General features: G+C 72.8%; 22 protein-coding genes. 7 read left to right on the top strand and 15 right to left on the bottom strand.

Features of this window, described 5'->3' with window-relative positions; genetic code table 11:
- Positions 1–23: 23 nt before the first annotated feature.
- Genes OIE67_RS43915 through OIE67_RS43925 form a run of 3 tightly spaced genes read right to left on the bottom strand, consistent with a single transcriptional unit; the run spans position 24 to position 2,627 of the window.
- Positions 24–635: a class I SAM-dependent methyltransferase gene (locus OIE67_RS43915; protein ID WP_106243761.1), complete on the bottom strand. Its 612-nt coding sequence runs from the start codon at positions 633–635 to the stop codon at positions 24–26.
- On the bottom strand, positions 632–1,225 hold the full coding sequence (locus OIE67_RS43920; protein WP_326631679.1) for a TIGR04282 family arsenosugar biosynthesis glycosyltransferase: 594 nt from the start codon (positions 1,223–1,225) through the stop codon (positions 632–634). The genes OIE67_RS43915 and OIE67_RS43920 overlap by 4 nt, the downstream gene beginning before the upstream one ends.
- Positions 1,143–2,627 carry a glycosyltransferase 87 family protein gene (locus tag OIE67_RS43925; RefSeq protein WP_326631681.1) on the bottom strand — a complete coding sequence of 495 codons (1,485 nt, stop codon included), beginning with the start codon at positions 2,625–2,627 and terminating at the stop codon, positions 1,143–1,145. Before OIE67_RS43925 ends, OIE67_RS43920 begins: the two co-directional genes overlap by 83 nt.
- 129 nt (positions 2,628–2,756) lie before the next feature.
- Between OIE67_RS43925 and OIE67_RS43930 the strand changes: the two genes are divergently transcribed.
- Together OIE67_RS43930 and OIE67_RS43935 are read left to right on the top strand one after the other, a co-directional pair.
- The gene (locus OIE67_RS43930; protein ID WP_326631685.1) at positions 2,757–3,806 is read left to right on the top strand and encodes an NAD-dependent epimerase/dehydratase family protein; all 1,050 of its coding nucleotides are present in this window, start codon (positions 2,757–2,759) and stop codon (positions 3,804–3,806) included.
- Positions 3,807–3,912: 106 nt separating this feature from the next.
- Positions 3,913–4,569: a glycosyltransferase family 2 protein gene (locus tag OIE67_RS43935; protein ID WP_326631687.1), complete on the top strand. Its 657-nt coding sequence runs from the start codon at positions 3,913–3,915 to the stop codon at positions 4,567–4,569.
- Between the two features lie 15 nt (positions 4,570–4,584).
- Here OIE67_RS43935 and OIE67_RS43940 read toward each other — a convergent pair whose 3' ends face one another.
- The 6 genes from OIE67_RS43940 to OIE67_RS43965 all read right to left on the bottom strand — a co-directional run bounded on the left by OIE67_RS43940 (position 4,585) and on the right by OIE67_RS43965 (position 12,512).
- The gene (locus tag OIE67_RS43940) at positions 4,585–5,217 is read right to left on the bottom strand and encodes a response regulator transcription factor (protein ID WP_326631689.1); all 633 of its coding nucleotides are present in this window, start codon (positions 5,215–5,217) and stop codon (positions 4,585–4,587) included.
- A complete protein-coding gene (locus OIE67_RS43945; protein WP_326631691.1) occupies positions 5,214–6,461 on the bottom strand; it encodes a sensor histidine kinase in 1,248 nt (415 codons plus the stop codon). Before OIE67_RS43945 ends, OIE67_RS43940 begins: the two co-directional genes overlap by 4 nt.
- A gap of 63 nt (positions 6,462–6,524) precedes the next feature.
- Positions 6,525–8,189, bottom strand: coding sequence for an FAD-binding oxidoreductase (locus OIE67_RS43950; RefSeq protein WP_326631693.1), 1,665 nt, complete (start codon positions 8,187–8,189; stop codon positions 6,525–6,527).
- Between the two features lie 204 nt (positions 8,190–8,393).
- Complete coding sequence (gene helR / locus OIE67_RS43955) at positions 8,394–10,547, bottom strand: RNA polymerase recycling motor ATPase HelR (RefSeq protein ID WP_326631695.1); 2,154 nt, start codon at positions 10,545–10,547, stop codon at positions 8,394–8,396.
- A 153-nt stretch (positions 10,548–10,700) separates the two neighbouring features.
- Positions 10,701–11,687, bottom strand: a complete 987-nt coding sequence (locus tag OIE67_RS43960; protein ID WP_326631697.1) for a threonine ammonia-lyase — start codon at positions 11,685–11,687, stop codon at positions 10,701–10,703.
- A 108-nt stretch (positions 11,688–11,795) separates the two neighbouring features.
- Positions 11,796–12,512: a GbsR/MarR family transcriptional regulator gene (locus tag OIE67_RS43965; RefSeq protein ID WP_326631698.1), complete on the bottom strand. Its 717-nt coding sequence runs from the start codon at positions 12,510–12,512 to the stop codon at positions 11,796–11,798.
- A gap of 243 nt (positions 12,513–12,755) precedes the next feature.
- On the opposite strand from OIE67_RS43965, the gene OIE67_RS43970 reads away from it, so the two are divergent.
- The 4 genes from OIE67_RS43970 (at position 12,756) to OIE67_RS43985 (ending at position 17,655) form a co-directional block, all read left to right on the top strand.
- A complete protein-coding gene (locus OIE67_RS43970; RefSeq protein ID WP_326631700.1) occupies positions 12,756–13,985 on the top strand; it encodes a serine hydrolase domain-containing protein in 1,230 nt (409 codons plus the stop codon).
- A 51-nt stretch (positions 13,986–14,036) separates the two neighbouring features.
- Positions 14,037–14,447, top strand: coding sequence for a hypothetical protein (locus OIE67_RS43975; RefSeq protein WP_326631702.1), 411 nt, complete (start codon positions 14,037–14,039; stop codon positions 14,445–14,447).
- Between the two features lie 280 nt (positions 14,448–14,727).
- On the top strand, positions 14,728–15,390 hold the full coding sequence (locus OIE67_RS43980; protein WP_326631704.1) for a TetR/AcrR family transcriptional regulator: 663 nt from the start codon (positions 14,728–14,730) through the stop codon (positions 15,388–15,390).
- A gap of 261 nt (positions 15,391–15,651) precedes the next feature.
- Positions 15,652–17,655, top strand: a complete 2,004-nt coding sequence (locus OIE67_RS43985; protein WP_326631705.1) for a helix-turn-helix domain-containing protein — start codon at positions 15,652–15,654, stop codon at positions 17,653–17,655.
- Here the strand turns inward: OIE67_RS43985 and OIE67_RS43990 are convergent.
- The 5 genes from OIE67_RS43990 to OIE67_RS44010 are packed head-to-tail and all read right to left on the bottom strand — an operon-like array spanning position 17,567 to position 22,282.
- Positions 17,567–18,616, bottom strand: a complete 1,050-nt coding sequence (locus tag OIE67_RS43990; protein ID WP_326631707.1) for a branched-chain amino acid ABC transporter permease — start codon at positions 18,614–18,616, stop codon at positions 17,567–17,569. The two genes, OIE67_RS43985 and OIE67_RS43990, sit on opposite strands and share 89 nt — an antisense overlap.
- The gene (locus tag OIE67_RS43995; protein ID WP_326631709.1) at positions 18,613–19,476 is read right to left on the bottom strand and encodes a branched-chain amino acid ABC transporter permease; all 864 of its coding nucleotides are present in this window, start codon (positions 19,474–19,476) and stop codon (positions 18,613–18,615) included. The genes OIE67_RS43990 and OIE67_RS43995 overlap by 4 nt, the downstream gene beginning before the upstream one ends.
- A 10-nt stretch (positions 19,477–19,486) precedes the next feature.
- The gene (locus OIE67_RS44000) at positions 19,487–20,728 is read right to left on the bottom strand and encodes an ABC transporter substrate-binding protein (protein WP_326631711.1); all 1,242 of its coding nucleotides are present in this window, start codon (positions 20,726–20,728) and stop codon (positions 19,487–19,489) included.
- A 56-nt stretch (positions 20,729–20,784) separates the two neighbouring features.
- Positions 20,785–21,498 (bottom strand): ABC transporter ATP-binding protein, encoded by a 714-nt coding sequence (locus tag OIE67_RS44005; protein WP_326631713.1) that lies wholly within the window; start codon positions 21,496–21,498, stop codon positions 20,785–20,787.
- Complete coding sequence (locus OIE67_RS44010) at positions 21,485–22,282, bottom strand: ABC transporter ATP-binding protein (protein WP_326631715.1); 798 nt, start codon at positions 22,280–22,282, stop codon at positions 21,485–21,487. Before OIE67_RS44010 ends, OIE67_RS44005 begins: the two co-directional genes overlap by 14 nt.
- 301 nt (positions 22,283–22,583) lie before the next feature.
- Between OIE67_RS44010 and OIE67_RS44015 the strand changes: the two genes are divergently transcribed.
- Positions 22,584–23,966 (top strand): tannase/feruloyl esterase family alpha/beta hydrolase, encoded by a 1,383-nt coding sequence (locus tag OIE67_RS44015; protein ID WP_326631716.1) that lies wholly within the window; start codon positions 22,584–22,586, stop codon positions 23,964–23,966.
- Here OIE67_RS44015 and OIE67_RS44020 read toward each other — a convergent pair.
- Positions 23,959–24,843, bottom strand: coding sequence for a LysR family transcriptional regulator (locus tag OIE67_RS44020; protein WP_326631719.1), 885 nt, complete (start codon positions 24,841–24,843; stop codon positions 23,959–23,961). The two genes, OIE67_RS44015 and OIE67_RS44020, sit on opposite strands and share 8 nt — an antisense overlap.
- Between the last annotated feature and the right edge of the window lie 15 nt (positions 24,844–24,858).

The raw sequence follows: 24,858 nt of genomic DNA on the forward strand, positions 1-24,858 counted from the left end.
ATCAGCCGCCCTCCTCATCGATCTCAGTACAGGCGAGCCAGCCAGCGGCCGTCGGCGTTCCAGTGGTCGGCGCCGTCGAAGCCGCCCGCCCGCGCCACCCGAGGCAGGTCGCTCGCCGAGACCGTCGCCCAGGCGAACCACTCGCCGGCCAGCTGCCCTCTGCGCAGCCGGACCCGGTCCACCCGGCTGCGCGTTCCCGGCGGCGCCACCTCGGCCAGGACCGTGCCGCCGGGCCTGATGAGCTGCCTGACCCGGCGCAGCAGCGTCTCGGGGTTGCCACCGATGCCGATGTTGCCGTCGGCGAGCAGCGCGGTGGCCCAGCGGCCGCTGCCGGGAATGTCGTCGAACACGTCACGGAGCAGGGCGAACCCGCCGGCGCGGCGGGTCAGCGCGACGGCGCGCGGCGTGATGTCGATGCCGAGCGAGGTGACGCCGCGACGGGTCAGCGCCGCCGTCAGGCGTCCTGGGCCCGAGCCGATGTCCAGCGTCGGACTGGCGCACCGGCTCAGCAGCTCCTCGTCCCCGTCGATCGGCTCGAACCAGCGCGCTGCCTCCAGCGTGACGCGGGTGCCGTCCACGTACTCGATCTCGGCGCTCTCCCCGGCGAGCGCGTCGGCGTACAGCTCGCCGATCATCGGCCCAGCCTCCTCAGTTCGGCGGCGAAGCAGGACGCGGGCGCCTGCGCGGCCACCGCGTCGGCGTCCGCCGCCGTGTCGACGTCGATCAACTCGGGCAGCTGGTGGACGGTCAGTTCCGCGCGGTCCAGCCGGTCGAGCTGGAACTTGCCGGTCTCCGGATGCGACATGGGCACCCCCAGCAGCAGCTCCGGGTCGGGCCTGCGCAGGCCGAGCAGCCAGAACCCGCCGTCGGCGGCCGGGCCGTAGACCGCGTCGTGCTCCGACAGCGCCTCCCCCGCCTCGTTCAGCAGCTCCGGCGTGACCTGCGGGGTGTCCATGCCGATCAGCACGATCGGGCCCGGCCGCAGCCGGTGCGTGTCGGAGAAGGCCGCGGCCAGGCGCTCGTCCAGGCCGTCGCCGCGCTGCGGGATCACCACGAACTCCTCCGGCAGCCAACCGCCCGGCAGGCCGTCCAGGGCCAGCACCCGCTGCGTGGCCGGCGTCGCCGCCACCGCCCGCAGGCTGTCACGGAGCGAGGCCAGCGCCAGCGCCGCGGCCTCCTCCTGACTGAACGGCGGGGTCAGCCGGGTCTTGACCCGGCCGGGCACCGGTTCCTTGGCGATGATCAGGATCTGGGGCAGATGATCGGGAATGCTCAGCGTGCTCAGTCCTTCCACTGGGGCGGCGTACGGCCCAGCCGATCAGCACGGCCACCACGGCCGCGGCGTAGAGAACGGTTGCGAGGATGCCGGCGCCCATCGGGCCGTCCACGTAGGCGATGGCGCCCGCCAGGGCCGCGCCCAGCCACTCCCACCGGCCCGTCATGGCGGCCAGCGCGACGACCAGCAGCGCGTACCAGGAGTAGCCGGGGGTGAACAGCAGCAGCAGCGAGCCGCTGACGACCAGCGCGCCCAGCCAGGGCCGCTCCTGGCGGCCGTACCGCAGGACGGCCAGGATGACCAGCGCCAGGACCCCGATCGCCGCGTACGGCGCCCACGCGTCCGGCAGGAGCAGCCGCAGGACCAGGTAACGGTTGCCGCCGCCCTCGTAGCGCTCCTCCTGGAGGTAGCCGGGCAGGTAACCCGCCACCGCGGGGCCCGATGCCAGCACGTAAGGCACGTACGACAGCCCGACCACGGCCGCCGCCGGCACCCCGACCCGGAGCAGCCGCCGCCACGCCACCCCGTTCGCCAGCACGCCGGACAGCGAGCCCACGAGCGCCGTCGCGGGCAGCAGCTTGGCCGCCACGGCGCCGCCCAGCAGCGCCCCGCGCGCCCAGAGTCCCCCCAGCGCCCCGGACGCCTGTGCGACCGGCGGCCCGCCGCGCCACCGTACGGTCCAGAAGGCCAGCGCCACCAGCAGCACGCCCACCATGTCGACGTGCGCGTTGTTCACCGCCTCGACCGGCACGGCGGGGCACCACGCCCAGAGCGCCGCCCGCCGCGCGCCCGCCAGCCGGCACAGCGTGAGCAGTGTGAGCACGGCCATCACCCAGCCGCCGAGCTGGAGGGCCTTGTGCCGCGACCCCTCCGGCGACAGCCAGTGCACCAGCAGGAAGTAACCCTGGGCGAGCGGCGGATAGATCGTCGGGACGGTGGGGCGGTTGATCCGGGTGCAGCCGCCGTCCGGCAGCGGGTAGAGACCGGGCCCGGCGCAGTCGGCGGGGAAGAGCCACCCGTCGCGCAGCCCGGCCAGCGCCGGGTCGGACGGCGGGTGGTCGTAGGGCGAGATGCCCGCGGCCTGCACCTTGCCGTCCCAGACGTACCGGAAGGAGTCGGTGCTGCTGCTCGGCGGCGCCACCAGCCCGATGGCGGCCAGCAGGATCCCGCCGCCGACGACGAGCGCGGTCAGCCGCCGCTCCGGCACCCGCCTGGACAGCCACAGAGCCGCGCAGAACAGCGCCCAGGCGGCCAGGTACCAGCCCAGGCGGGGCGGCCCCGTCACCATCCCGGCCACGGTGGCCGCCAGGAGGACGAGCACCGCCCCTGTCACGTACGTGTTCCGGCTCACAGGCGGCAGCCTCGCATCCGCGGCCCCGTTCGCGGCCGCCTGTGCGCTCCCCGTTCGATCTCCGTAAGAAGCCTTACGAACTGCGAACGTCCCTTATGGCGAGCGGTCCGGCGGCCTAGCGTCGGCGGCATGAGAGTGTTGGTCACCGGCTCGGCCGGTTTCATCGGCGGGCACGTGGCCGAGGCACTGGAGGCGGCGCATCACGACGTCGTCGGTCTCGACCTGCGCAACGGCCAGGACGTCCTGGACCCGGACGTCCTCGACGCGCTGCTGCCCGGCGCGGACGTCGTGGTGCACCAGGCGGCCAAGGTCGGGCTCGGCGTGGACGTCTCCGACCTGCCCGACTACGCCCGCGTCAACGTGTACGGCACGGCGGTCCTGCTCGCCGCCATGGCCAGGCACGGGATCGGCCGGCTGGTGCTGGCCTCCTCGATGGTGATCTACGGCGAGGGCCGCTACGAGTGCGCCGAGCACGGCCGGGTCCGGCCGGGGCCGCGGACCGTGGACGACCTGGAGGGCGGCCGGTTCGAGCCGCCGTGCCCGCGCTGCGGCGCGCCGCTGACCAGTGCCGAGATCGACGAGGACGCCCGGCCCGATCCGCGCAACGCCTACGCCACCAGCAAGCTCGCGCAGGAGCACCTGGCCGCCAACTGGGCCAGGCAGACCGGCGGACGCGTGGCGGCGCTGCGGTACCACAACGTCTACGGGCCGCGCATGCCGCGCGACACGCCCTACGCCGGGGTGGCCGCGATCTTCCGCTCCGAGCTGGAGGCGGGCCGGGCACCGAAGGTGTTCGAGGACGGCCGCCAGCGGCGGGACTTCGTGCACGTCAGGGACGTGGCCAGGGCCAACCTCGCGGCCATGTCGGCGACCGAGCCGACCGAGCCGACGACTGAGCCGACTGCTGTGCCGACTGTTGTGCCGGCGGCGGTTCCGGCGACCGTGCCGGCCGGTGAGCTGCGGGCCTGGAACATCGCCTCCGGCACCCCGCACACCGTGGGCGACATGGCCGCCGCGCTGGCGGCCGAGCGGGGCGGGCCCGAGCCGCAGGTGACCGGCGCCTACCGGCTCGGCGACGTCCGCCACATCGTCGCCTCGGCCGCCAGGGCCAGGACCGAGCTCGGCTTCCACGCCGAGATCGGCTTCGAGGCGGGCGTGAAGGAGTTCGCCTGGTCGTGAGCCCCGCCCCGAGCCCCGCACGAACGAGTCCGAGCCTCGATCCGATGTGAACGACTCCGAGACCCGATCCGACCCCGCACCGCCGCAACGAGGAGGCCCGCCGATCATGACGGTGGACGTGATTCTGCCCTGCCTGAACGAGGAGGACGCGCTCGGCTGGGTGCTCGGCCGCATGCCCGCCGGCTACCGGCCGATCGTGGTCGACAACGGCTCCACGGACCGGTCGGCCGAGGTCGCCGCCGACTTCGGCGCGCGGGTGGTGCACGAGCCGGCACGCGGTTTCGGCGCCGCCTGCCATGCCGGGCTGCTCGCCGCCACCGCTGACCTGGTCTGCTTCATGGACGCCGACGCCTCGCTCGACCCCGGCCAGCTGCCCCGGGTGGCCGACCCGGTGCTCGAAGGGCGCGCCGACCTGGTCATGGGGCGGCGTACGCCCCGGGGCGCGGGCGCCTGGCCCCGGCACGCGCGGCTGGGCAACGCCGTACTGGCCGCGAACCTGCGCCGCCGTACGGGTGCGCCGCTGCACGACCTCGGCCCCATGCGGGCGGCGAACCGCCTGGCGCTGCTGGACCTCGCGCTGACCGACCGCCGCTTCGGCTACCCGCTGGAGATGGTGCTGCGCGCCGCCTCGGCCGGCTGGCGGATCGACGAGGTGCGGGTGGACTACCTGCCGAGGACCGGGCGTTCGAAGGTGACCGGCACCCTCGGCGGCACCCTGCGCGCCGTCTCCGACATGCGACGCGTCATGGCCGAGATCCGCTGAAAACCCGACAGCCGCTCAGGGGGAGCGCGGGACGAGCAGGCCCCGGTTGAACGCCTCGGTGACCGCGGCGGCCCGGTCGCCGACGCCGAGCTTGCCGTAGATGTTCAGCAGGTGCGACTTCACCGTCGCCTCGGTGACGAACAGCTTCGCCGCCGCCTCCCGGTTGGTGGCCCCGGCAGCCACGAGCTGGAGCACTTCGAGCTCGCGCGGGCTGAGCGGCCCGGTGGCGGACGAGCGGACCCGGCTCATCAGCAGCGCCGCCGCCGACGGCGCGAGCACCGCCTCGCCCCGCGCCGTGGCCCGGACCGCGCGCAGCAGCTCGTCGCGGGGCGCGTCCTTGAGCAGGTAGCCGGTGGCGCCGGCCTCGATCGCGGGCAGCACGTGGCTGTCGGTGTCGTAGGTCGTCAGCACCAGCACCCGCGCCCCACCCCCGTCCTGCGCCAGCTCCCGCATCGCGCCGAGGCCGTCCGTGCCCGGCATGCGCAGGTCCATGAGGATCACGTCGGGCCGCAGCGACCTGGCCAGCCGGACCGCCTCCGCCCCGTCGCCGGCCTCGCCGACCACCTCGAAGTCGGGTTCGCGGGTGAACATGCCGCTCAGCCCGTCCCTGACCACCGGATGGTCGTCGACGACCAGCAGTCTGATCACGGGCAGGCCTCCTCACGCGCGGCGGGCACGCGGGCCGAGATGCCCGTGCCGGCGCCCGGCTCCGACTCGACCGCCAACGTGCCGGACAGCCCCTCGATCCGCTGCCGCATCGCCTCCAGCCCGAACCCGGCGCGGGCGGCATCGCTCCCGAGCCGGGCCGGGTCGAAGCCGCTTCCGTCGTCGCGCACGTCCAGCGCCACCTCGTCCTCCAGGTATGACAGGGTCAGCCCCACCCGGGTCGCCCCGGCGTGCTTGGCCACGTTGGCCAGCGCCTCCTGCGCGGCCCGCAGCAGCGCGACCTCCGCCTCCGGCGGCATCGGCCGCGCCGTGCCGGTCGTCGTGACCCGTACCGGGACGCCGTGCAGGTCCGACCAGCGGCCTGCCACGCTCGCCAGCGCCTCCTCCAGCCGGGCCGCGCGCAGCGGCTCTGGGCGCAGCGCGTCCACCGAGCGCCGCGCCTCCGACAGGCTCTCCCTGGCCAGCCCGGCCGCCGCGGTGAGGTGGCGGCGCCAGCCCGCCGGGTCGTCGCCGGCCTGCTCGGCCGCGCGGAGCTGGCTGATGACGCCGGTGAAGCCCTGCGCGAGCGTGTCGTGGATCTCCCTGGCCATCCGCTGCCGCTCGTCGTGCACGCCCGCCTCCCTGGCCCGCGCCACCAGCCGCTCGTGCAGGGCGGCGTTCTCGGCCAGGGTCTCCTCCAACCTGCGGTTGGCCTCGCGCGCCTCTTCGAGCGCGCGCAGGCGCTCCTCGTTGCGCCGGTCGTCGCGCCGGGCGTGCCAGGCGAACGCGCACATGGGGATCGCGTTCGCGGCCACCACGGCGGCGTACGTGACCAGTCCCATGACGGTGCTCATGTCCACCGCGTACGACTGCGCCGTGCCCGCCACCACCGCGACCGACGCGACGCCGGCCTGCCGCCACGGCCAGGGCAGCACCTCGAACGCGAAGATGTAGCCGGCGGGCGTGAAGAACCCGAACCACGGCGCCCTGACCACCAGCACCATCATGATCACGACCAGCCCGGCGAAGAACACCGCCATCGCCGGCCTGCGCTCCCGCCAGGCGGGCCGCAGCGTGAAGCCGCCCAGCATCCACACCGCCGTCAGCGCGCACAGAGCCAGGTCCACGGCCGGGGACGTGCCATGCGCCCACCTGATCGGCACCGTGACGACCGCCAGGACCGCCAGCAGGGCGTACGGCACGACGCCCGTCACCACCGGCGGCGGGCGGGTGACCGCACCGTCCATGCGCCGCGCTCCTCCCGCACTCGTGTCCCTGCCCACAACCTAGCCGCGCCCGGCGGGCCCGTCTCAGGGCAGTTCGATGCTGAGCGCGTGCCGGAAGACGCCGCGCGGATCCCAGCGCGCCTTGATCCGCTGGAGGCGCGGGTAGTTGTCCTTGTAGTAGAGGGTGCGCCCGGGAACGCCGGAGGTGTTCCACTCCGGGTCGATCAGGTCCACGTCGGGATAGTTGATGTACGAGCCGTCGTCGACCTCGCCGGGCACCGGCACGCCTCCGGTGCGGGCGTACACGTCGCGGTAGAAGCCGCGCACCCAGGCCAGGCTGCTCGCGTCGTCGGCCGCGTCGGCCCACGTCGTGTAGTAGACCGCCTTCATCACCACGTCGCGCTGGGCGACCGCGGTGGCCTCGGGCGCGACCGCGCGCACCTGGCCGCCGTACCCGATGAGCAGCAGGCCGGAGCTGCCGTTCCCAGTGGCGCCGGTCAGGTTGCGGTGGACGGCGGCGAGCTGCTGGTCGGTGAACGACTTCCGCAGGTAGGCGGCCTTGTTCTTGTACCGGCGGGTGGTCGCGTCGCCGGCCTCGCCGGTGCCGGGCCAGGTCATCTTGTGCAGCCACGGCGTCGTCCCCCGGGTGTCGACGACGGGATCGACACCCGTGCCCGCGGTCACCGCGGCGACGAACTCGTTCACCAGGCCGTCCGCGCCGGGCAGGCCCGCGTCGATCTGCACGGCCAGCGAGAAGTATCCGGCGGAGCGGTGCGGCAGCAGCAGGATCGCGTAGACGCCGGCGGAGCGCGAGCCCGGCGCGCTGTTGTGCTCGTGCCAGGTGCCGAAGTTGCGCACCAGCCGGGTGAACGCCGCCTCGGTCATGCCCTCCCACGCCCAGGCGACCACGCGTTCGAGCATCTCCGCGGGGGAGGCGGGGAGCAGCCCGGCCGGGTCGGAGCCGGTGGCGCCGGGCGAGCGCAACCAGTACTTGGTGACCACGCCGAAGTTGCCGCCGCCACCGCCGGTGTGCGCCCACCACAGGTCGCGGTTCGGGTCACCGGGTTCGCGGGTGGCGACCACCGCGCGGGCGGCGCCGTCCGCGCCGGCCACGACGACCTCCACGCCGTACAGGTGGTCCACCACCGAGCCGTACCGGCGCGACAGCGCGCCGTACCCGCCGCCCGCGAAGTGCCCGCCCGCGCCCACCGCCGGGCAGCTGCCGCCGGGGATCGTCACGCCCCAGCCCTTGAACAGGGTCCGGTAGACCTGCCCGAGCGTGGCTCCGGGCTCCACCGCGAACGCCTTCATCTTCGGGTCGTAGCCGACCGCGTCCATCGGGGAGAGGTCGATCAGCGTGCGCACCGCCGGGTCGGCGGTGAAGTTCTCGAAGCAGTGGCCGCCGCTGCGCACCGCGATCCGCCGTCCGGCGCGGACCGCCTCCGTCACCGCGCGTACCACCTGGTCGGTCGAGCCGACCACGCGGATCTCGTCCGGCCGGCCCACGAAGCGGAAGTTGTTGCCGCGCAGCAGCCCGTCGTACCGGGGGTCGCCGGGACGGATCCGCACCGGCCCGAACTCCTCCGCGCCGCCCGGCCCGAGGGCTCCACCGGCCGAGCCGGTGGCTTTCGCGACCGCGTCCGCCATCGCCATACCCGTCACCCCCGCGCCCAGCGCGCCGCCCGCCACGACTCCCGCGCCGGCCAGCAGCCTGCGGCGGCTCACCTGGTCTCGCTCCGACTGACTCATGCCCATCCTTCCGGCGCCGGTCCCCTGAAGACCGGGTGCCCTCACCGTCCCAGCGCCGCGGCCGCCCGCACATCGGCCGAGCGCCCGGTACGGCGGCTGAACCGCCGCTCCACCGGACGGCTGACCCGCCTCCACCGATCGGCCGGTCGCCAGGGCCTTGAAGGTGCGGTCGCGCGGACGGCTCGCACCACCGCTGACCAGGCGTCAGGAGCCGGTGAGGACGACGAGTCGACGGGTCGCCCTGGTCATCGCGACGTACCGGTCCACCGCTCCCTGGACGCCCTCCCCGAACCGCTCCGGATCGACGAGGACGACCAGGTCGAACTCCAGCCCCTTCGACAGCTCGGGGGTCAGTGACCGGACGCGGGGCGTCTCCTGGAACGTGGGATCGCCGATGACGCAGGCGGTCCCGTCGGCGTGCTCGGCGAGCCAGGCGTCGAGGATCGGGCCCAGCTCCGCGACGGATCCGTACCCGACGGGGACGCCGGCGGCGCGGATGGAGGCAGGCACGTTGGCGTCGGGCAGCGCGGCCCTGATGACCGGCTCCGCCTCGGCCATGATCTCCTCGGGCGTGCGGTAGTTGATGCTCAGTGAGGCCAGTTCGATCCGGTCGAGCCCGATCCGCTCCAGCCGTTCCCGCCACGACTCCGTGAAGCCGTGCCTGGCCTGGGCCCGGTCCCCGACGATGGTGAAGCTCCTGGACGGGCAGCGCAGCAGCAGCATCTGCCACTCCGCGTCGGTCAGCTCCTGAGCCTCGTCCACGACGACGTGCGCGAACGGCCCGGCGAGCAGATCGGGCTCGGTGCCGGGCGGCGTGCCCTCCTCGATCAGGCTGTTGCGCAGGTCCTCCCCGTGCAGCATGGTCACCAGGCCCTCGCCGTCGGGGTCGGCCTCGATCAGGGCGTCGACGACCTTGCCCATGCGCTCGCGTTCGGCGGCGAGGGAGGCCTGGTGCCGGCGCCGGCGCCGGGAGGCCTCCGGGTCGCCGAGCCGTTGCCTGGCCGCGTCCAGGAGCGGCAGGTCGGACAGCGTCCAGGCCTGGGCGTCCGGACGTCGCAGCCGCCTGACCTCGTCGGGGCTGAGCCAGGGGGCGCACATCCGCAGGTAGGCGGGCACCGACCACAGGTCCCCGACGAGGTCAGCGGCTTCGATCAGCGGCCAGGCGCGGTTGAAGGCCGTGCGCAGTTCCCTGTTGCGCAGCAGCGACGTGCGCAGCAGGCCGTCCGGGACGTCCTCCTCGCGCTTGTCGATCAGGATCGTGAGCAGTTCTTCCCAGATCTGCTCGCGCGCCTCGTTGTGCGGCGTGCCCGGCTCCGCCGCCTCGAACGCCTCGGCCCAGTCCTCGGGGCTCAGCCAGAGGTCGGACCAGGGAGTGGTGACCGTCATCCCCTCGGCCGGAGGGTTCTCGTAGAACCTGACGGCCGGTTCGATCGCCTTCACCATCTCGGCGGACGACTTCAGGCGGGCCACCTCCGGGTCGTTCTCGATCGCCGCCGTGGCGCCCTCGGCGACGAGGTCGCGCAAGGTGCAAAGTTGTACGCCCTCCTCCCCGAGGCTGGGCAGGACGTCGGCCACGTACGCCAGGTACGGCTGGTGCGGGCCGACGAACAGCACGCCGCCCCTGCGGTGGCCGAGACGGGGATCGGAGTAGAGGAGGTAGGCGGAACGGTGCAGGGCGACGACGGTCTTCCCCGTGCCGGGGCCGCCGTCCACGACGAGGGCGCCGCGCGATCCGGCGCGGATGACGGCGTCCTGGTCGGCCTGGATGGTGCCGAGCACGTCCCGCATCCGGGCCGAACGGCTGCCGCCCAGGCTGGCGATGAAGGCGGACTGGTCGTCGAGCGCGGCGTGTCCCTCGATCCCGTCGGGGGTGAACACCTCGTCCCAGTAGTCGCTGATCCGGCCCCGGGTCCAGCGGTACCTGCGGCGGCTGGTCAGGCCCATCGGGTTGGCGTGGGTGGCGCCGAAGAACGGCTCGGCGGCGGGTGAGCGCCAGTCGAGCAGCAGCCGACGCCCCGCGCTGTCGGTCAGGCCGAGCCGGCCGATGTAGACGGGCTCGGGGTCGTCCGCGCCGACCATGTGCCCGAGACACAGGTCCAGGCCGAAGCGGCGCAGGGCGCGCAGGCGGGCGGTCAGCCGGTGCACCTCCAGGTCCCGGTCCATCGCCTGCCTGCCGAGCCCGCCGGGCGCCTTCCGCTCGGCGTCGAGGCGGGAAGACAACTCGGCGATCGACGCCTCCAGGCTCTCCGCGATGGCCGCGAACCGCTCCTCGTCCCGGGCGATCAGCGCCGGGTCCGCCTTGGGGGCGAGTCGGGCGGGAAGGTCGAACGCGCTGATGGTCAGGTGGTTCACAGTCATTGACTCCCGTTTGCGCAGCTGTCGGCCTCGGCCGCCGATTCTGCGGCATGACCGGGGCCTTGTGGCAAGCCCCCCTGTGCGCTATACGTTGAAAGTGGAAGGGAGTGGTTTCTCCTCCTTTCCCGTTTCCGAACCCTCAGCGCCGCCCGCGTGTCAGGCGTGTGCGGCCGGTTCCAGGACCCACCGCGCGAAGTCGGCCGGCACCACGTTGCTGCCGCACAGGATCGTGGTGACGCGCCGCCCGGCGAAGCGCTCCGGCCGCTCCAGCACGGCGGCGATCCCGAGCGCCGCGGACGGCTCGACGACGAGCCCCGCGTGCTCGTAGAGGGCGCGCATCCCGGCCTTGATCGAGCCCTCCTCCACGAGCACGACGTCGTCCAGCACCACGAGCAGGTCGTCGAGCACCTCGGGGATCGGGCAGCGCCCCGCGACACCGTCGGCGATCGTGTCGATGTGGTCGGTCTCGACGACCGTGCCCCGCCGCCACGACAGCGCCATGGCGGGCGCGCCGGCGGGCTGGACGCCGATCACCTCGGCGTGCGGGGCGAGGGAGCGGACGACGTAGCCCACGCCGCCGGCCAGCGCCCCGCCGCCGAGGGCGACGAGAACGACGTCGAGCTCGGGATCGTCGCGGATGAGTTCGAGCCCGATGGTGGCGGCGCCTTCGCAGGTCGCCAGGTCCAGGCTGTCCTCGACCAGGTACGCGCCGCCGGCCTGGGCCAGCTCGCGGGCCAGCAGCCGGGCGTCCTCGATGTCGGCGCCTTCGAGCCGCACCTCCGCGCCGAGGTCGGCGATCCGGCGCAGCTTGAGCGGGTTGGCGGTGGTCGCGGCCACCACGGTGACGTCGAGCCCCCTGCGTGCGCCGCTGTGGGCCAGCGCCTGCCCGAGGTTGCCCGCGCTCGCGCACACCATGCGCGTCGCGCCCTGCCGGCGGGCCTGGGCAGCCACGGTCTCCGTACCGCGGCCCTTGAAGCTCCGTACCGGATTGAGCGTCTCGACCTTCAACGTCACCGCGCACCCGAGCGCCCGGCCGAGCGGCGCGCACGGCAGCGACGGCGTGTCGAGGAACACCGGATCGATCTCGCCGGCCGCCGCGCGGACCCGATCGAGCCGCAGGCGAACGCGATCAAGGTCCCTCATGGTGACGGAGTATGCCACGCGCTCAGCGCCGTCCGCCACGCTCCCGCCGTCGTGCGCCGACCCCCTCAGCGCCGTCCGTCACGCTCCCGGCGTCGTGCGCTCATGCCTTCAGCGCCCCCGCGCGGCCATGTTCTGCCGCCACTGCTCCATGGCCTGCCTGAGTGCCCCGCTCACGAGGAGCAGCAACTCGGCGGCGGTCTCGAAGCGGGCGCCCGCCGGGGTGCCGGGCCCGAGGATCTCTCCACCCCGCTGCGACGCGGCCGTCAGTGCCTCGTTCATCTGTACGGACGCCTGAATGGAACGCAGCCAGATGTCGTCGTCGGTGACGTAGCGTTCGCGGCGCCCGCCGGGGGTCCGTTCGCGCCTGAGCATGCCCTGCTGTTCGAGGAAGGTGACGGCGTGGGAGACCGAGGCCGGGCTGATGCGCAGCCGCTGCACCAGGTCGGCGGCGGTGAGGCTGCCGGCGTCGGTGACGTACAGGCAGGCCAGGACCCTGGCCGCCATCCGGGGCAGGCCCTGCCCGACGAGGAGGTCGGTGAAGGACTCGGTGAAGTCCTGGACCGCCTGGGGGTCGCGGCCGTGGCCGCCGTCGGGGATCTGCGGCGACTGCGGCTGCGGCTGCTTGCGGCGGCGGGCCCGGTGCCGGGTGGCCTCCTGCGCGCGGTCCGCGCCATAGTCGCTTGGGCCGCCGTTCCTGGTGACCTCGCGCATGATCGTCGAGGCGGGCCGGCCGAGACGGCGGCCGATCTCCGCGTAGCCGAGCCCCTCCGCCAGCCATGTCGCGATGTGCCGGCGGTCCTGGCCGGTGAGTCTGCCTCCGGGCATCGGTGCTCGGCTCCTGTCTGTCCGACGTGCGCGTTCCGCTGCACAGTATGCGTTCACATGCACCTCATTGCAATCCCCGCTCGGATCCGGTCATTGCGTTCACTGTCTTAATCATTGCAAAGATCAGCGATCTGATGCTTATCGACAGGCTATATGGATGCTTTTGCTTGTTGACGACTTTGTGAACGCAATGTACCTTCATGGTTGTTCAGCGATTCCAAAACATCCATGAGGAGATTCGCGATGGAACAGAGCAACGGCGGCTTCTCCGTCAGCGGGCTGCGCAGGCTGCACGACGTGCTGGCCCGGCGGGTCGGGTCCGGCAAGATCCCCGGTCTGGTCGCCCTGGTCAGCAGGGGCGGCGAGACGCACGTCGAGGCGCTGGGGACCATGCGCCACGACGGCGGCCCGCCGATGCGCCGCGACACGATCTTCCGGATGGCGTCCACGTCCAAGCCGGTCGCGATGGCCGCGGCGATGGTCCTGGTCGACGAGTGCCGGCTGCGGCTCGACGATCCCGTGCAGCAGTGGCTGCCCGAGCTCGCCGACCGGCGGGTGCTGAAGCGGATCGACGGCCCGCTCGACGACACCGTGCCGGCCCGGCGGCCGATCATCGTCCGCGACCTGCTGACCTCCACCTTCGGCCTCGGCATGGACATGACGTCGCTGGGCACCCCGATCATGAACGCGATCTTCGAGCAGGGGCTCACGCCCAACCTGCCGGAGCCGATGCCCGAGCCGGACGAGTGGATGCGCCGCCTCGGCACGCTGCCGCTGATGCGCCAGCCGGGCGAGCAGTGGCAGTACCAGATCAGCAACGACCTGCTCGGCGTGCTGGTGGCCAGGGTCACCGGCCAGACGTTCGAGACGTTCCTGCGCGAGCGTGTCTTCGACCCGCTGGGGATGAAGGACACCGGCTTCCACCTGGGCGCCGACAAGATCGACCGGCTGCCGGTCCTCTACGCCCCCGACCCTTCGACCGGGGAGTTCCACGTGTGGGACGAGGCGGAGGGCGGGCGCCACAGCAAGCCGCCGGCGTTCCAGGGCGGCGGCGGAGGGCTGGTCTCCACCGTGGACGACTACCACGCCTACTTCCGCATGCTGCTGAACGGCGGCACGCACGAGGGCGAGCGGATCCTGTCCCGGCCGGCCGTCGAGCTGATGACCACCAACCGGCTCACCCCCGCCCAGCAGGCCGCCCGGCATGCCATGGCGACCGACAACGTGCACGTGTCCTTCGGCCAGGGCCAGCACGGCGGCTGGGGCTTCGGCATGGCCGTGCGCACTCACCGCGGCGACTACGCCTCGGTGGGCCAGTTCGGCTGGGACGGCGGCAGCGGCACCACGGCCTACGCCGACCCGGCCAAGCAGCTCACCGGCATCCTGCTCACTCAGGTCGGCATGTCCGTCCCGGACCCGGCCCAGCTCATCCACGACTTCTGGACCACCCTCTACCAGGCGATCGACGACTGACCGCCGTCCCACCCCCGTCCACGTACACCCCGTAGAAGGAGCACACCCGCGATGACCATCACCTTCACCGACCACGACAAGCTGACCCTGCGCACCGCCGCGTACGGCGCCGTCACGCTGCTGGCCGCCGCCGACGCCGCGGGCAGCCCGCACCAGGTCGCCACCAGGGGCTCCATCGCCCTGTACTCCGCCACCGGCCCGATCGGCCACGTGCTCGCCGACAAGTCGGGGGGCATGGACCTGAGCGGCAAGTCCGTGGCCGCCATCGCCGACCACGTGCTGCCCGCCCTGACCGCGGCGATGAGCCTGCTCAAGCAGCGGGATTCGGCGGAGGCGGACAACTATCGCCACACCGTCCTCGTCGCCGTCGAGGCGGCCACCCACACAGACGGGGGCCGTCAGCCGAGCCCCGCGGTGGCCGACATGATCCGCAAGATCACCGAAGCTCTCGACGCCGCCTGACCAGGGTGCGGGCCCGCCCGGTCCATCGCCTTCGTCCCCGGCGCACCACCCGTCCCGTCACTCTCGCGTTCCCCTCGGCGGAGCACTCCGGCAGTGCTCCGCCGTATCGTGTGCAGGCATGTCACATATCGCCGGTGACTAAGCGCATAGTCAGCCCTAGAATGCGAGTGACCAAGAGACTCGCGGCGGGCCACCCCCTCATCGTGGCCGGCATGTCCGGTGGGCAGCGCGGGCGGCATCGAGACCACGCACTCGGGGTCGAAGGGGACGAGGATCGAAGATGGCCCGACGGCAGGCCCGATTCACCGCGCAGGACCTGGCGGACGACTCCCGGTTGCGGGACCACTCCCCCGAGCTGTGGCGAGACGACCTGGGGGAGGTGCAGCGCCGGCTGCTGTCGTCGGCCGTGCGCTGCTTCGCCGCGAACGGCTTCCACGCCACGACCACGCGCGACATCGCCGAGTGCGTCGGGCTCAGCCCGGCCGCGCTCTACGTCCACTTCCCGTCCAAGGAACTGGTCCTGTACGAGATCGTCAGGGCCGGTCACGAACGGGTCCTGGCGCACGTCAGGGATCCCTCCATCACCGGCCTGGACGGTTCCGCGGAACGGCTGCGCGCCATCGTCTCGGCGTACACCGTGTGGCACGCCCGCCACCACGTGACCGCCCGCGTCTGCCAGATCGAGCTGCACGGCCTGACGCCCGGGCACTACGGCGAGATCGTGGAGCTGCGGCACCAGACCAACGGCTATTTCAGGGGCGCGGTCGCGCGCGGCGTGGCCGACGGGTCGTTCGCGAAGGTCGACGTCACGAGGGTCACGCGGGCGATGTTGTCGCTGGCCATAGACCTGGTCCGGTGGTATCGGCTGGACGGCCCCGACTCGCCCGAGCAGCTCGGCGAGTTCTACGCCGACCTGTCGATGAAGCTGCTCGCCCCGGGCTGACGCGCGGCCGGGGAATCGGCACGGGCTGTGCCGGACCGGTTGACAAGCGACCGCTCACAGCCTGACTATGCGCTTAGTAACCTCGGCGGACTCCCGATCAGACCCCGGCCCGTGGTGCTCTGGAGGCCCCCTTGCATGCCTTGACGCAGGACCTGACCACCCTCTCACGCGGACGGCCCGCCGTTCCCCGCCCGCATGCGTGACCATGCCGTACCCGCGCCCCGACCAGCGCCGACCCACCGCACATGGACGGATGCACCGATGACCGTGCCATTGACCGTGCAGTCCCCCTTCGCTCCCCTCGCGCCCCTCGCATCGAGCACCGTCTTCCTCGACCTGCTGGCCCGCGAGGCCGCGCCCGCCGAGTTCGAGGAGCCGGTGCTCTCGGCCCGCGCGGCGGGCGCTCCGCCCGAGACGCTGGCGCAGCTGGAGGCCGCCAAGCTGACGGCGCTGCGGGTGGGTGCGGACCTGCGGCGGCAGGCCGGCCGCGAGGCCGAGCTGACCGCGCTGTTCGACCTGGCGGGCGACCTGGCCGCGCTGCGCGACCTGGACGCGATCCTGGAGACGGTCGTGCGCCGGGCCAGGCGGCTGCTCAACGCGGACGTCGCGTACGTGACGCTGAACGACGACGAGAGCGGCGAGACCCGCATGCGGATGACCGACGGGTCGATCTCGGCGGCCTTCCGGCGGCTGCGGGTCCCGCTGGGCGACGGGCTGGGCGGGCTGGTGGCGCAGACGGCGATGCCGTACAGCACCGACCACTACGCGGCGGACCCGCAGTTCCGGCACCGCGCCTTCATCGACGCGGCGGTGGCCGAGGAGGCGCTGGTGGCGATCCTGGGCGTGCCGATGCGGCTGGGCAGCCGGGTGGTCGGCGTCCTGTACGCGGCCAACCGCAGCCAGCGGCCGTTCGCCCCGGAGAAGGCGGTACTGCTGGGCTCACTGGCGGCGCACGCGGCGCTGTCGGTGGACAACGCGCGGCTGCTGGAGCGGACCCGTACGGCGCTGGCGGAACAGGAGGAGGTCAACGGGAGGATCCGGGCGCGCTGCGCGGCGATCGAGCGGGCCGCCCAGGCGCACGACCGGATGACCGCCCTGGTCGTCAGAGGCGGTGACGCCGGCGACGTGGCCGCGGTGGTCACCGAGGTGCTGGGCGGGGCGCTGCACGTCCTGGACGCCGACGGCCGGTGCCTGGCCGTGTCGGGCGATCAGGTGCCGCTCGCCGAGGACGAGATCTCCGCCGCGATGGCCGTGGCCGGCTCCGTGCACACGCGGGGCGGCACGACCAGGCACGGCGACCTGTGGGTCACCCCGATCGCGACCCCCGGCGAGGTGCTCGGCGCGCTGGTGTTACGCACCGAGGCGGAGCTCGGCGACGCCGACCGGCGCATCCTGGAACGGGCCGCGCTGGTCACCGCGCTGTTGTTGCTGCTGCGGTTCAGCGCGGCCGAGGCCGAGGCACGGGTGCAGGGCGAACTCCTGGACGACCTGCTGGACGGCCGTGTGGACGGCCAATCGGACAGCCGCCTGGACATCAGGGCGAACAGCAGGGCGGACAGTCGGCTGGACGGCCGCGCGGACGGGTCGGCGGCGCTGGAGGCGCGCATGCGCCGGGCCGGGCTGGACGCGGACGCCTCGTACGTGATGCTCTCGGCCCGCTACACCTCCCCCAGGCATCGCGGCCGGGCCGCCTTCTGGGCGGCCGCGCACGCGACGGCGGCGCACGGCCTGGCGGCGGCCCGTGGCGAGGAGGTCGTCCTGCTGCTGCCGGGCGACGCGCCCGGCGAGACCGCGCGCCGCGTCGCCAAGGAGCTGGGCGCGGCGCTGGCCGCGCCGGTGACGGTGGGCGCGGCCGGGCCGATCCGCGACCTCACCGGTGCCCCCGCCGCGCACAAGGAGGCGCGGCGCTGCGCCGACACGCTGCTCGCCCTCGACCGGCTGGACGACGGCGCCGACGCCCGCGAGCTCGGCTTCGTCGGCCTGCTGATCGGCACGCACCGCGACGCGCGCGGCTTCCTGGACTCGACGCTGGGCCCGGTGCTCGACTACGACGCCCGCCGCGGCACGTCCCTGGTCAGGACGCTGGAGACGTACTTCAGCAGCAGGTGTGGCCTGTCCAAGACCGCCGAGCGGCTGCACGTCCACATCAACACCGTGCACCAGCGCCTGCACCGGGTCAGTCGCCTGCTGGGTGAGGACTGGCAGGAGCCGGAGCGGGCTCTGGAGATTCAGCTGGCTCTGCGCCTGCATCGGCTGCGGGGCTGACCGGCGGATCGGCCTGCCGCCGGGAGATCAGCAGATGCCGGGCCGTCCCCCAGATGCCGCGCCGGAACAGCAGCACGATCACGATGAAGATCGAGCCCGTGACGATGCCGACGCCCTCGAACCCGGCGGTCGCGAGGAAGTCCTGCAGCTGGACGACGATGGCGGCGCCGATGGCCCCGCCCCACAGCGTGCCGATGCCGCCGAGGATGACCATCATCACCACCTGGCCCGAGGTGGTCCAGTAGAGCCCGTCGAGCGCGGCGAAGCCGTGGCCGATGGCGAAGACGCCGCCGGCCGTGCCCGCCAGCGCGGCGGACAGGACGAAGGCCAGCAGCCGGTAGCGCTCGACGGGATAGCCGAGGGCACGCGCGCGGGCCGGGTTGTCGCGGATCGACACCAGCACCCGGCCGAACGGCGAGCGCACGATCCGCCACGCGGCGAAGAGCCCGGCCAGCACGAACGGCAGCCCCGCGTAGTAGAAGAAGAACGGATCGGACAGGTCGAGGCCGAGGAAGTCGCGGGGGATGCCCTGGAGCCCGTTCTCGCCGCCGGTGACGTCGCGCCACTGGTTGGCCACGAAGTAGATCATCTGGGCGAAGGCCAGGGTGACCATGGCGAAGTAGATGCCGGTCAGCCGGACCGACAGCAAGCCGATCGGCAGCGCCAGCAGCGCCGCGAACAGCGCGCCGCCGAGGATCGCCACCGGGAACGGCATCCCGCCGTGCAGCACGATCAGCCCCGTGCAGTACGCCGACCCGCCCCAGAACGCGGCGTGCCCGAACGACAGCAGCCCGGTGAAGCCCAGCAGCAGGTCCACGGCGGCGGCGAACAGCGCCCAGCAGGCGATGTCCAGCGCGACCGGCGGATAGATCAGCCACGGCAGGACGAGGGCGGCCAGCAGCCCGAGCACCAGGAGCACGATCCCGCCCCGGCCCGAGCGGGCCAGCCTGGACAAGATCACCGGTACGCCTCCTCACGTCCGAACAGCCCGGCCGGGCGCCACAGCAGCACGGCGGCCATCAGGATGAACACCGTGATCTGGGAGAGCGCGGGCACGTACAGGTTGCCCAGCGCCGACACCAGCCCGACGGCGAACCCGGCGGCGACCGAGCCGAACACCGAGCCCAGCCCGCCGATCACGACCACGGCGAAGACGGTGATGATCAGGTCGGCGCCCATCAGCGGGTTGACCGCGCGCATCGGCGCGGCCAGCACTCCGGCGAACGCGGCCAGCGCGACCCCGAAGCCGAACACCGGCGTCACCCAGCGGCCGACGTCGATGCCGAGCGCCCTGGTCAGCTCAGGCCGCTCGGTCGCGGCCCGGACGATCATGCCCACCCGGGTCTTGGTGAGCACCACCCACACCGCGACGCACATCAGCGCCGACACCGCCAGCACGAACACCTGGTAGGCCGGGTAGGTGAACAGCCCCAGGTCGACCGTGCCGGCCAGCTCGGGCGGCCGGGGGTAGGGCTGGGAGTTCACCCCGTACTCGCGCCGGACGAGGTCCTGGAGGATGAGCGCGAGCCCGAAGGTGAACAGGAAGTTGTAGAGCGGGTCGAGCGGCGTCAGCCGCCGCACGAACAGCCGCTCCAGCACGGCGCCGGCCACGCCGAGCAGCAGCGGCACCAGCACCAGTGCCACCCAGAAGTTCAGGCCGAACGCGTCGAGCGCGATGAACGCCCCGAACGCGCCGAGCATGTAGAACGCGCCGTGCGCGAGGTTGACCACGCCGAGCATGCCGAAGATGACGGCCAGGCCGAGGGCGAGCAGGGCGTAGAACGACCCGCCCACCAGCCCGTTGAACGCTTGCTGGAGCACGTCCTGCCGCCTACAGCTTGCACGCCGGGTCGGGCTGCGGCTGGAACGCCTCAGCGGCCGGGATGGTGTTGAGCACCTTCTCGTAGTCGTACGGCTCCTTGACGTCGGCGGATCCCTTGACCTCCGCCAGGTAGGAGTCGTGCAGCAGCAGGTGGTCCTGGGCGCGGATGGTGCCGTTGCGGACGAACATGTCCTCGACCTTCTGGCCCTCCAGCTGCGCGACCACCTTGTCGGCGTTGTCGGTGCCGGCCCGCTGCACGGCCTCCAGGTACTGCAGGGCGGCCGAGTAGTTGGCGGCCATGTTGGCGGTCGGCCGCTTGTTCAGCTTGGCCTGGAACCTGTCCGCCCAGGCCCTGGTCTTCTCGTCGAAGTTCCAGGTCCACATGGTGGTGTAGCGGGTGCCGGCCAGGGCGTCGGGCCCGAGCGAGTGGATGTCGCTGAGCAGCAGCAGCCCGATCGCCAGCGTGACGTTCTTGTCGCGCAGCTTGTACTCGTTGTACTGCTTGACCAGGTTGACCAGGTCACCGCCGGCGTGCATGGTGCCGAGCACCTGCGGCTTGGGGTCGAGCCCCGGCGCCTTGAGCAGGAACGTGGAGAAGTTGTCGTTGGGGAACGGGGTCGGGTCGGACCCGACCACGGAACCGCCGGCCCCCTTGATGGCCGCGGTGAACGTCTTGGTCATGTCCTGGCCGAACGCGTAGTCCGGGTAGACGATGTACCAGTTCTTGGCGCCGGCCTTGGTGACCTCCGTGCCGGTGCCGTGGGCCAGCATGTAGCTGTTGTAGCCGTAGTGGAAGGTGTACTTGTTGCACGACTTGCCCTCCAGCTCGGTGCTGGCGGCGCCGACGTCGATGAACACCTTCTTCTTGTTCTTGGCCACGGTGGCGACGGCGAGCGCGGCGGACGAGGTGGGCACGTCGAGGATCACGTCCGCGTGCTGGCGGTCGTAGAGCTCCTGCGCCTTGGAGTTGGCGATCTCGGGCTTGTTCTGGTGGTCGGCGCCGGTCACCTCGATCTTCGTGGCCACCGCCTTGTCGCCGTACTTGGCCTTGTAGTCGTCCACGGCCATCTTGACCGCCTCGATCGAGCTGCGGCCCGAGGTGTCGGCGTAGATGCCCGACTGGTCGTTCAGCACGGCCAGCGTCACCCCGCCGTCGCTGATCGCTCCTCCGCCGCCGCCCGGCCCGCCTCCGCAGCCGGCCAGCAGCAGCCCGGCGGCGGCCAGTCCGCCGCTCCAGCCCGTGATTCGCATTACGGCATCTCCTCTGTTCCCGGGCGCTCGGCCGTTCTGTCACTGGGTGGCGGTCGTCAGATTCCGAGGTATTCGAGTAGCTGGTGCTCGCGTTCGCGTACCTGGTCGCGGTCCAGCGACTCGACGATGCGGCCCTCGGCGAGCAGGTAGTGGCGGTCGGCGACGGAGGCGGCGAAGTGCACGTTCTGCTCGACCAGCAGCACCGTCGTGCCCGCCTCCCTGACCTCGCGCAGGATCTCGCCGATGCGCTGGACGAACAGCGGCGACAGGCCCTCGGTCGGCTCGTCGCACAGCAGCAGCCGGGCGCCCGTGCGCAGCACCCGTGCGAGCACGAGCATCTGCTGCTCGCCGCCCGACAGCGTCGTGCCCGGCGAGCGACGCCGCTCCCTCAGGTGCGGGAACGTCTCGTACACGCGCTCCAGCGACCACGGCTCGGGCCCGCCGCCGCTCTTCACCACGGGCGCGAGCATGAGGTTCTCCTCCACCGACAGGGTGGCGTAGATGCCGCGGTCGTCCGGGACGTAGCCGAGGCCGCGGCGGGCCCTGGCGTGCGGGGGCAGCCCGGTGACGTCGGCGCCGGAGACGGAGATCGTGCCCGTGGTCCTGCCGTAGGCGCCGTGCAGGCCCATCAGGCAGCGCAGCAGAGTGGTCTTGCCGGCGCCGTTGCGGCCGACGAGGGTGACGATCTCGCCCTCGTCGACCCGCATCGACACCTCGCGCAGTGCCTGCGCCTCGCCGTACCAGGCGGACAGTCCGTCAACGCGCAACATCGGAGTCCCCCAGGTAGGCGGTGATGACGCGAGGGTCGTGGCGGATCTCGGCGTACGGCCCCTCGACCAGCACCTTGCCGTGCTGCAGCACGGTCACCCGGTCGGCGAGGCTGGCGACCACGTTCATGTTGTGCTCCACCATGACCACGGTGCGGCCCGCGCGGATCTCCTGGACGAGCTCGATGGTGCGGTCCACGTCCTCCGCGCCCATTCCGGCCGTCGGCTCGTCGAGCAGCAGCACCTTGGGGTCGAGGGCCAGGGCGAGCGCCAGTTCCAAGGCTCTTTTGCGTCCGTACGACAGCGAGCCCGCGGGCACGTCGCCGTGGCCGGCCAGCCCGACCCGGGCGAGCAGTTCGGCGGCCGGGGCGGTGAAGCGGGCCAGCGCCCGGTCGGAGCGCCAGAAGCGCCAGCCGAGCCCGGTCGGCCCGGCCAGGGCCAGCTCCAGGTGCTGGTGCGGGGTCAGCTCGGCGAACAGGCTGGTGATCTGGAACGAGCGCGCCAGGCCCAACCGGCTGATCGCCTCGGGGGTGCGCCCGACCAGCTCCCTGTGGCCGTCGATCACGACGCTGCCCGCGGTCGGCCTGAGGAATCCGGTGAGCAGGTTGAACAGGGTGGTCTTGCCGGCGCCGTTGGGTCCCACCAGGGCGTGCACGCTGCCCTCGGCCACGTCCAGGTCGACGCCGTCCACGGCGCGGAAGCCGCGGAACTCCCTGACCAGTCCTCGCGCCCGCAGGACGGGGACGGATCCGGCATCGTGCGGGCCCGCCGCGGGACCTTCGCCCATGCACCCCTCCTCACGACTCACAAGGTGAGCTGGAACACCGTGAACGCTAGGTGGCGGCCAGGACAGGCGACCAGGTGACGTGCCTCCACATTCGTCCCGCCCGATGTGCGGTGGTACACACCTCTTCGGCGGACGGGCTCCTCCGTGGCGCCCGCCACCGGTCCGGCCGGCTCGCCGGCGGCGCGGCGGTGGAGGACGTGTCCACAGGTAGCCGGGGAACAGTGGCGACCGCATACGTCGCCGCGCCCGTCGCCGTCGATCACCATGGCGTCCACCACGGCCTGACCGATGGGAGTCGCACATGTCTTTTCCGTTCCGCAGATCCGCCCTCCTCCCGGCCCTCGTGGCCACGTTCCTGGCTCTCCCCCTGGCGCCGGTGGCCTCCGCCGCGCCGGCCGACGCCCGCTGCGGCCGCCTGGGCAGTCTGCACGTACCGGGTGCCCGGCACCAGGTCGCCGCCTGCCTGGACGACCTGACCACCGCCGGCACGACCGCCTCGGGACACACCGATCCGGCCGACTGGACGGGGCTGCACTCGACGGCCACCCGCAACCCGAGCGGTGTGCCGGGGATCCAGATCGACGGCTACTTCGACGACACCTCCACCAGCAACCCCACCCACGGCTGGAACCACGACGCGCAGTTCGTCATCCGGCTGCCCGAGCGGTGGAACGGCGGGCTGGTCGTCGCGGGAGCGCCGGGCAACCGCCGCCAGTACGCCAACGACTTCACCATCTCCGACTGGGTGCTGGCCAAGGGCTACGCCTACGCCTCGACCGACAAGGGCAACGTCGACCTGGAGTTCTACAAGGACGGGAAGCGCCCTGGCGACGCCATCACCGAGTGGTACCGGCGGATGATCGAGGTCACCGTCGCGGCCAGGGTGACCGTGGCCCGCCACTACGGGAAGAAGCTGCGCAAGACGTACGCGATGGGCATCTCCAACGGCGGCCAGCTCGTGCGCTGGGCCCTGGAGAACCACCCCGAGCTGTACGACGGCGGCGTCGACTCGGAAGGCACCTTCTGGCCGCCGGACGGCCGGCCGAACGCGCTGACCTACCTGCCGGTGGCGCTGCGCGAATATCCCAAGTACGCGGCGACCGGAGACCCCGAGGCGCACGCCGCGATGCTGCGGGCCGGCTTCGCCCCCGGCTCGGAGTTCCTGTGGGACTTCAACTACCGCATCCTGTGGGACGCGACCCAGCGCAAAGTCCGCGAGGAGCTCGACCCGGACTTCGACGGCGACCTCGACGCGGGCATCCCGTTCTGCCAGAGCGGCACGCCCAATTGTGACGCCGACTACGACTTCTACGCGCGGCCGAAGAGCGTGCACCAGGCGGTGAAGCGGGCCTCGCACACCGGCCGCATCGGCAAGCCGCTGATCACCGTGCAGGGAACGCTGGACGCGCTGCTGCCGATCAAGGTGCACGGCGACGCGTACGCCAAGTCCGTGCGCGCCCAGGGCCGGGCCGCCAAGCACCGCTACTACCGGATCGAGGGCGCCTCCCACCTCGACATCGAGTACGACATGTTCCCCGACCGGATGCGGCCCCTGCTCCCGTGCATGCGGACCGCGTTCGAGGCGCTGGAGCGCTGGACGGCCGGGCAGCAGCAGCCGCCGCCCAGCGCCACCATCCCGCGCCAGACCTCGGGCGACGTGGCCAACTCCTGCTCGATCAGCTGACCACCAGCTCGCCGGCCCTGGCCCTGATGAGCCGCCTGACGATGAGGGCGGAGGGCGAGGGCCGGCTGTCCTGACGCTGCGTCAGGCACAGGTGGACGGGTTCGGCGTCGGACAGCGGCAGCCAGACCACGTCCGCGATGTCGGCCGAGGTGTCGAACCGGGCCAGGATGCCCACCCCGGCGCCCTGGCCGACCATCACCTTCACGGTCCGCGCCGACATCGCCTGCACGACGACGTCCGGCGCGGGCACGTGGCGGTGCAGCGTCTCCCACATCACGGTGCCCGCCCGCATGGTGACGATCGGCCAGGTCGCGAGGTCGCGCCACTGGATCTGGTCGCGCCCCGCCAGCGGATGATCCGTAGGCACGTACGCGCCGACGGGCGCGGAGATGAGCGGGATCCGGCGCAGCCCGGGCGCGGGCGGGCCGGCCGGCATGGTGACCACCCCGAAGTCGAGCGCGCCGTCGAGCACGTCGGCCTCGACGGCGGCCGACGCCCCCTCGCGGACCGCGAACCGCAGGCCCGGGTGGTACTGCCGCAACCGGCCCACGACCGGCGCGATGATGGTCTCCACGGTCACTGTGACGCCGCCGATCTGCACCCGGCCCCGGTAGGTGCCGCTCGACTCCATCGCCGACTCGCGCACCGCCTCCTCGGCCGCCACCAGCCGGCGCAGCGGCTCGATCAGCGCCTGCCCGGCCGGGGTCGGGCGCACGCCGTGCCGGCTGCGGGTGAGCAGCACGACGTCGAGCTCCTCCTCCAGCAGCGCGATCTGCTGCCCGAGCGCGGGCTGGCTCACGCCGCACCGGGCCGCCGCCGCGCGCAGCGACCCCGTCTCGACGGCGGCCAGGAAGTACCGGGCCCGTTCCACCCGCACGCGGCCACCATAAAG

It is taken from the genome of Nonomuraea fuscirosea, assembly GCF_035917475.1.
In the GTDB taxonomy this organism is placed as follows: domain Bacteria; phylum Actinomycetota; class Actinomycetes; order Streptosporangiales; family Streptosporangiaceae; genus Nonomuraea; species Nonomuraea fuscirosea.

Coding starts and splice junctions, on each gene's coding strand:
- OIE67_RS43915 (WP_106243761.1), bottom strand. CDS start 635: ATGATCGGCGAGCTGTACGCCGACGCGCTCGCCGGGGAGAGCGCCGAG.
- OIE67_RS43930 (WP_326631685.1), top strand. CDS start 2,757: ATGAGAGTGTTGGTCACCGGCTCGGCCGGTTTCATCGGCGGGCACGTG.
- OIE67_RS43935 (WP_326631687.1), top strand. CDS start 3,913: ATGACGGTGGACGTGATTCTGCCCTGCCTGAACGAGGAGGACGCGCTC.
- OIE67_RS43945 (WP_326631691.1), bottom strand. CDS start 6,461: ATGGACGGTGCGGTCACCCGCCCGCCGCCGGTGGTGACGGGCGTCGTG.
- OIE67_RS43950 (WP_326631693.1), bottom strand. CDS start 8,189: ATGAGTCAGTCGGAGCGAGACCAGGTGAGCCGCCGCAGGCTGCTGGCC.
- helR (WP_326631695.1), bottom strand. CDS start 10,547: ATGACTGTGAACCACCTGACCATCAGCGCGTTCGACCTTCCCGCCCGA.
- OIE67_RS43960 (WP_326631697.1), bottom strand. CDS start 11,687: ATGAGGGACCTTGATCGCGTTCGCCTGCGGCTCGATCGGGTCCGCGCG.
- OIE67_RS43965 (WP_326631698.1), bottom strand. CDS start 12,512: ATGCCCGGAGGCAGACTCACCGGCCAGGACCGCCGGCACATCGCGACA.
- OIE67_RS43970 (WP_326631700.1), top strand. CDS start 12,756: ATGGAACAGAGCAACGGCGGCTTCTCCGTCAGCGGGCTGCGCAGGCTG.
- OIE67_RS43975 (WP_326631702.1), top strand. CDS start 14,037: ATGACCATCACCTTCACCGACCACGACAAGCTGACCCTGCGCACCGCC.
- OIE67_RS43980 (WP_326631704.1), top strand. CDS start 14,728: ATGGCCCGACGGCAGGCCCGATTCACCGCGCAGGACCTGGCGGACGAC.
- OIE67_RS43985 (WP_326631705.1), top strand. CDS start 15,652: ATGACCGTGCCATTGACCGTGCAGTCCCCCTTCGCTCCCCTCGCGCCC.
- OIE67_RS44000 (WP_326631711.1), bottom strand. CDS start 20,728: ATGCGAATCACGGGCTGGAGCGGCGGACTGGCCGCCGCCGGGCTGCTG.
- OIE67_RS44005 (WP_326631713.1), bottom strand. CDS start 21,498: ATGTTGCGCGTTGACGGACTGTCCGCCTGGTACGGCGAGGCGCAGGCA.
- OIE67_RS44010 (WP_326631715.1), bottom strand. CDS start 22,282: ATGGGCGAAGGTCCCGCGGCGGGCCCGCACGATGCCGGATCCGTCCCC.
- OIE67_RS44015 (WP_326631716.1), top strand. CDS start 22,584: ATGTCTTTTCCGTTCCGCAGATCCGCCCTCCTCCCGGCCCTCGTGGCC.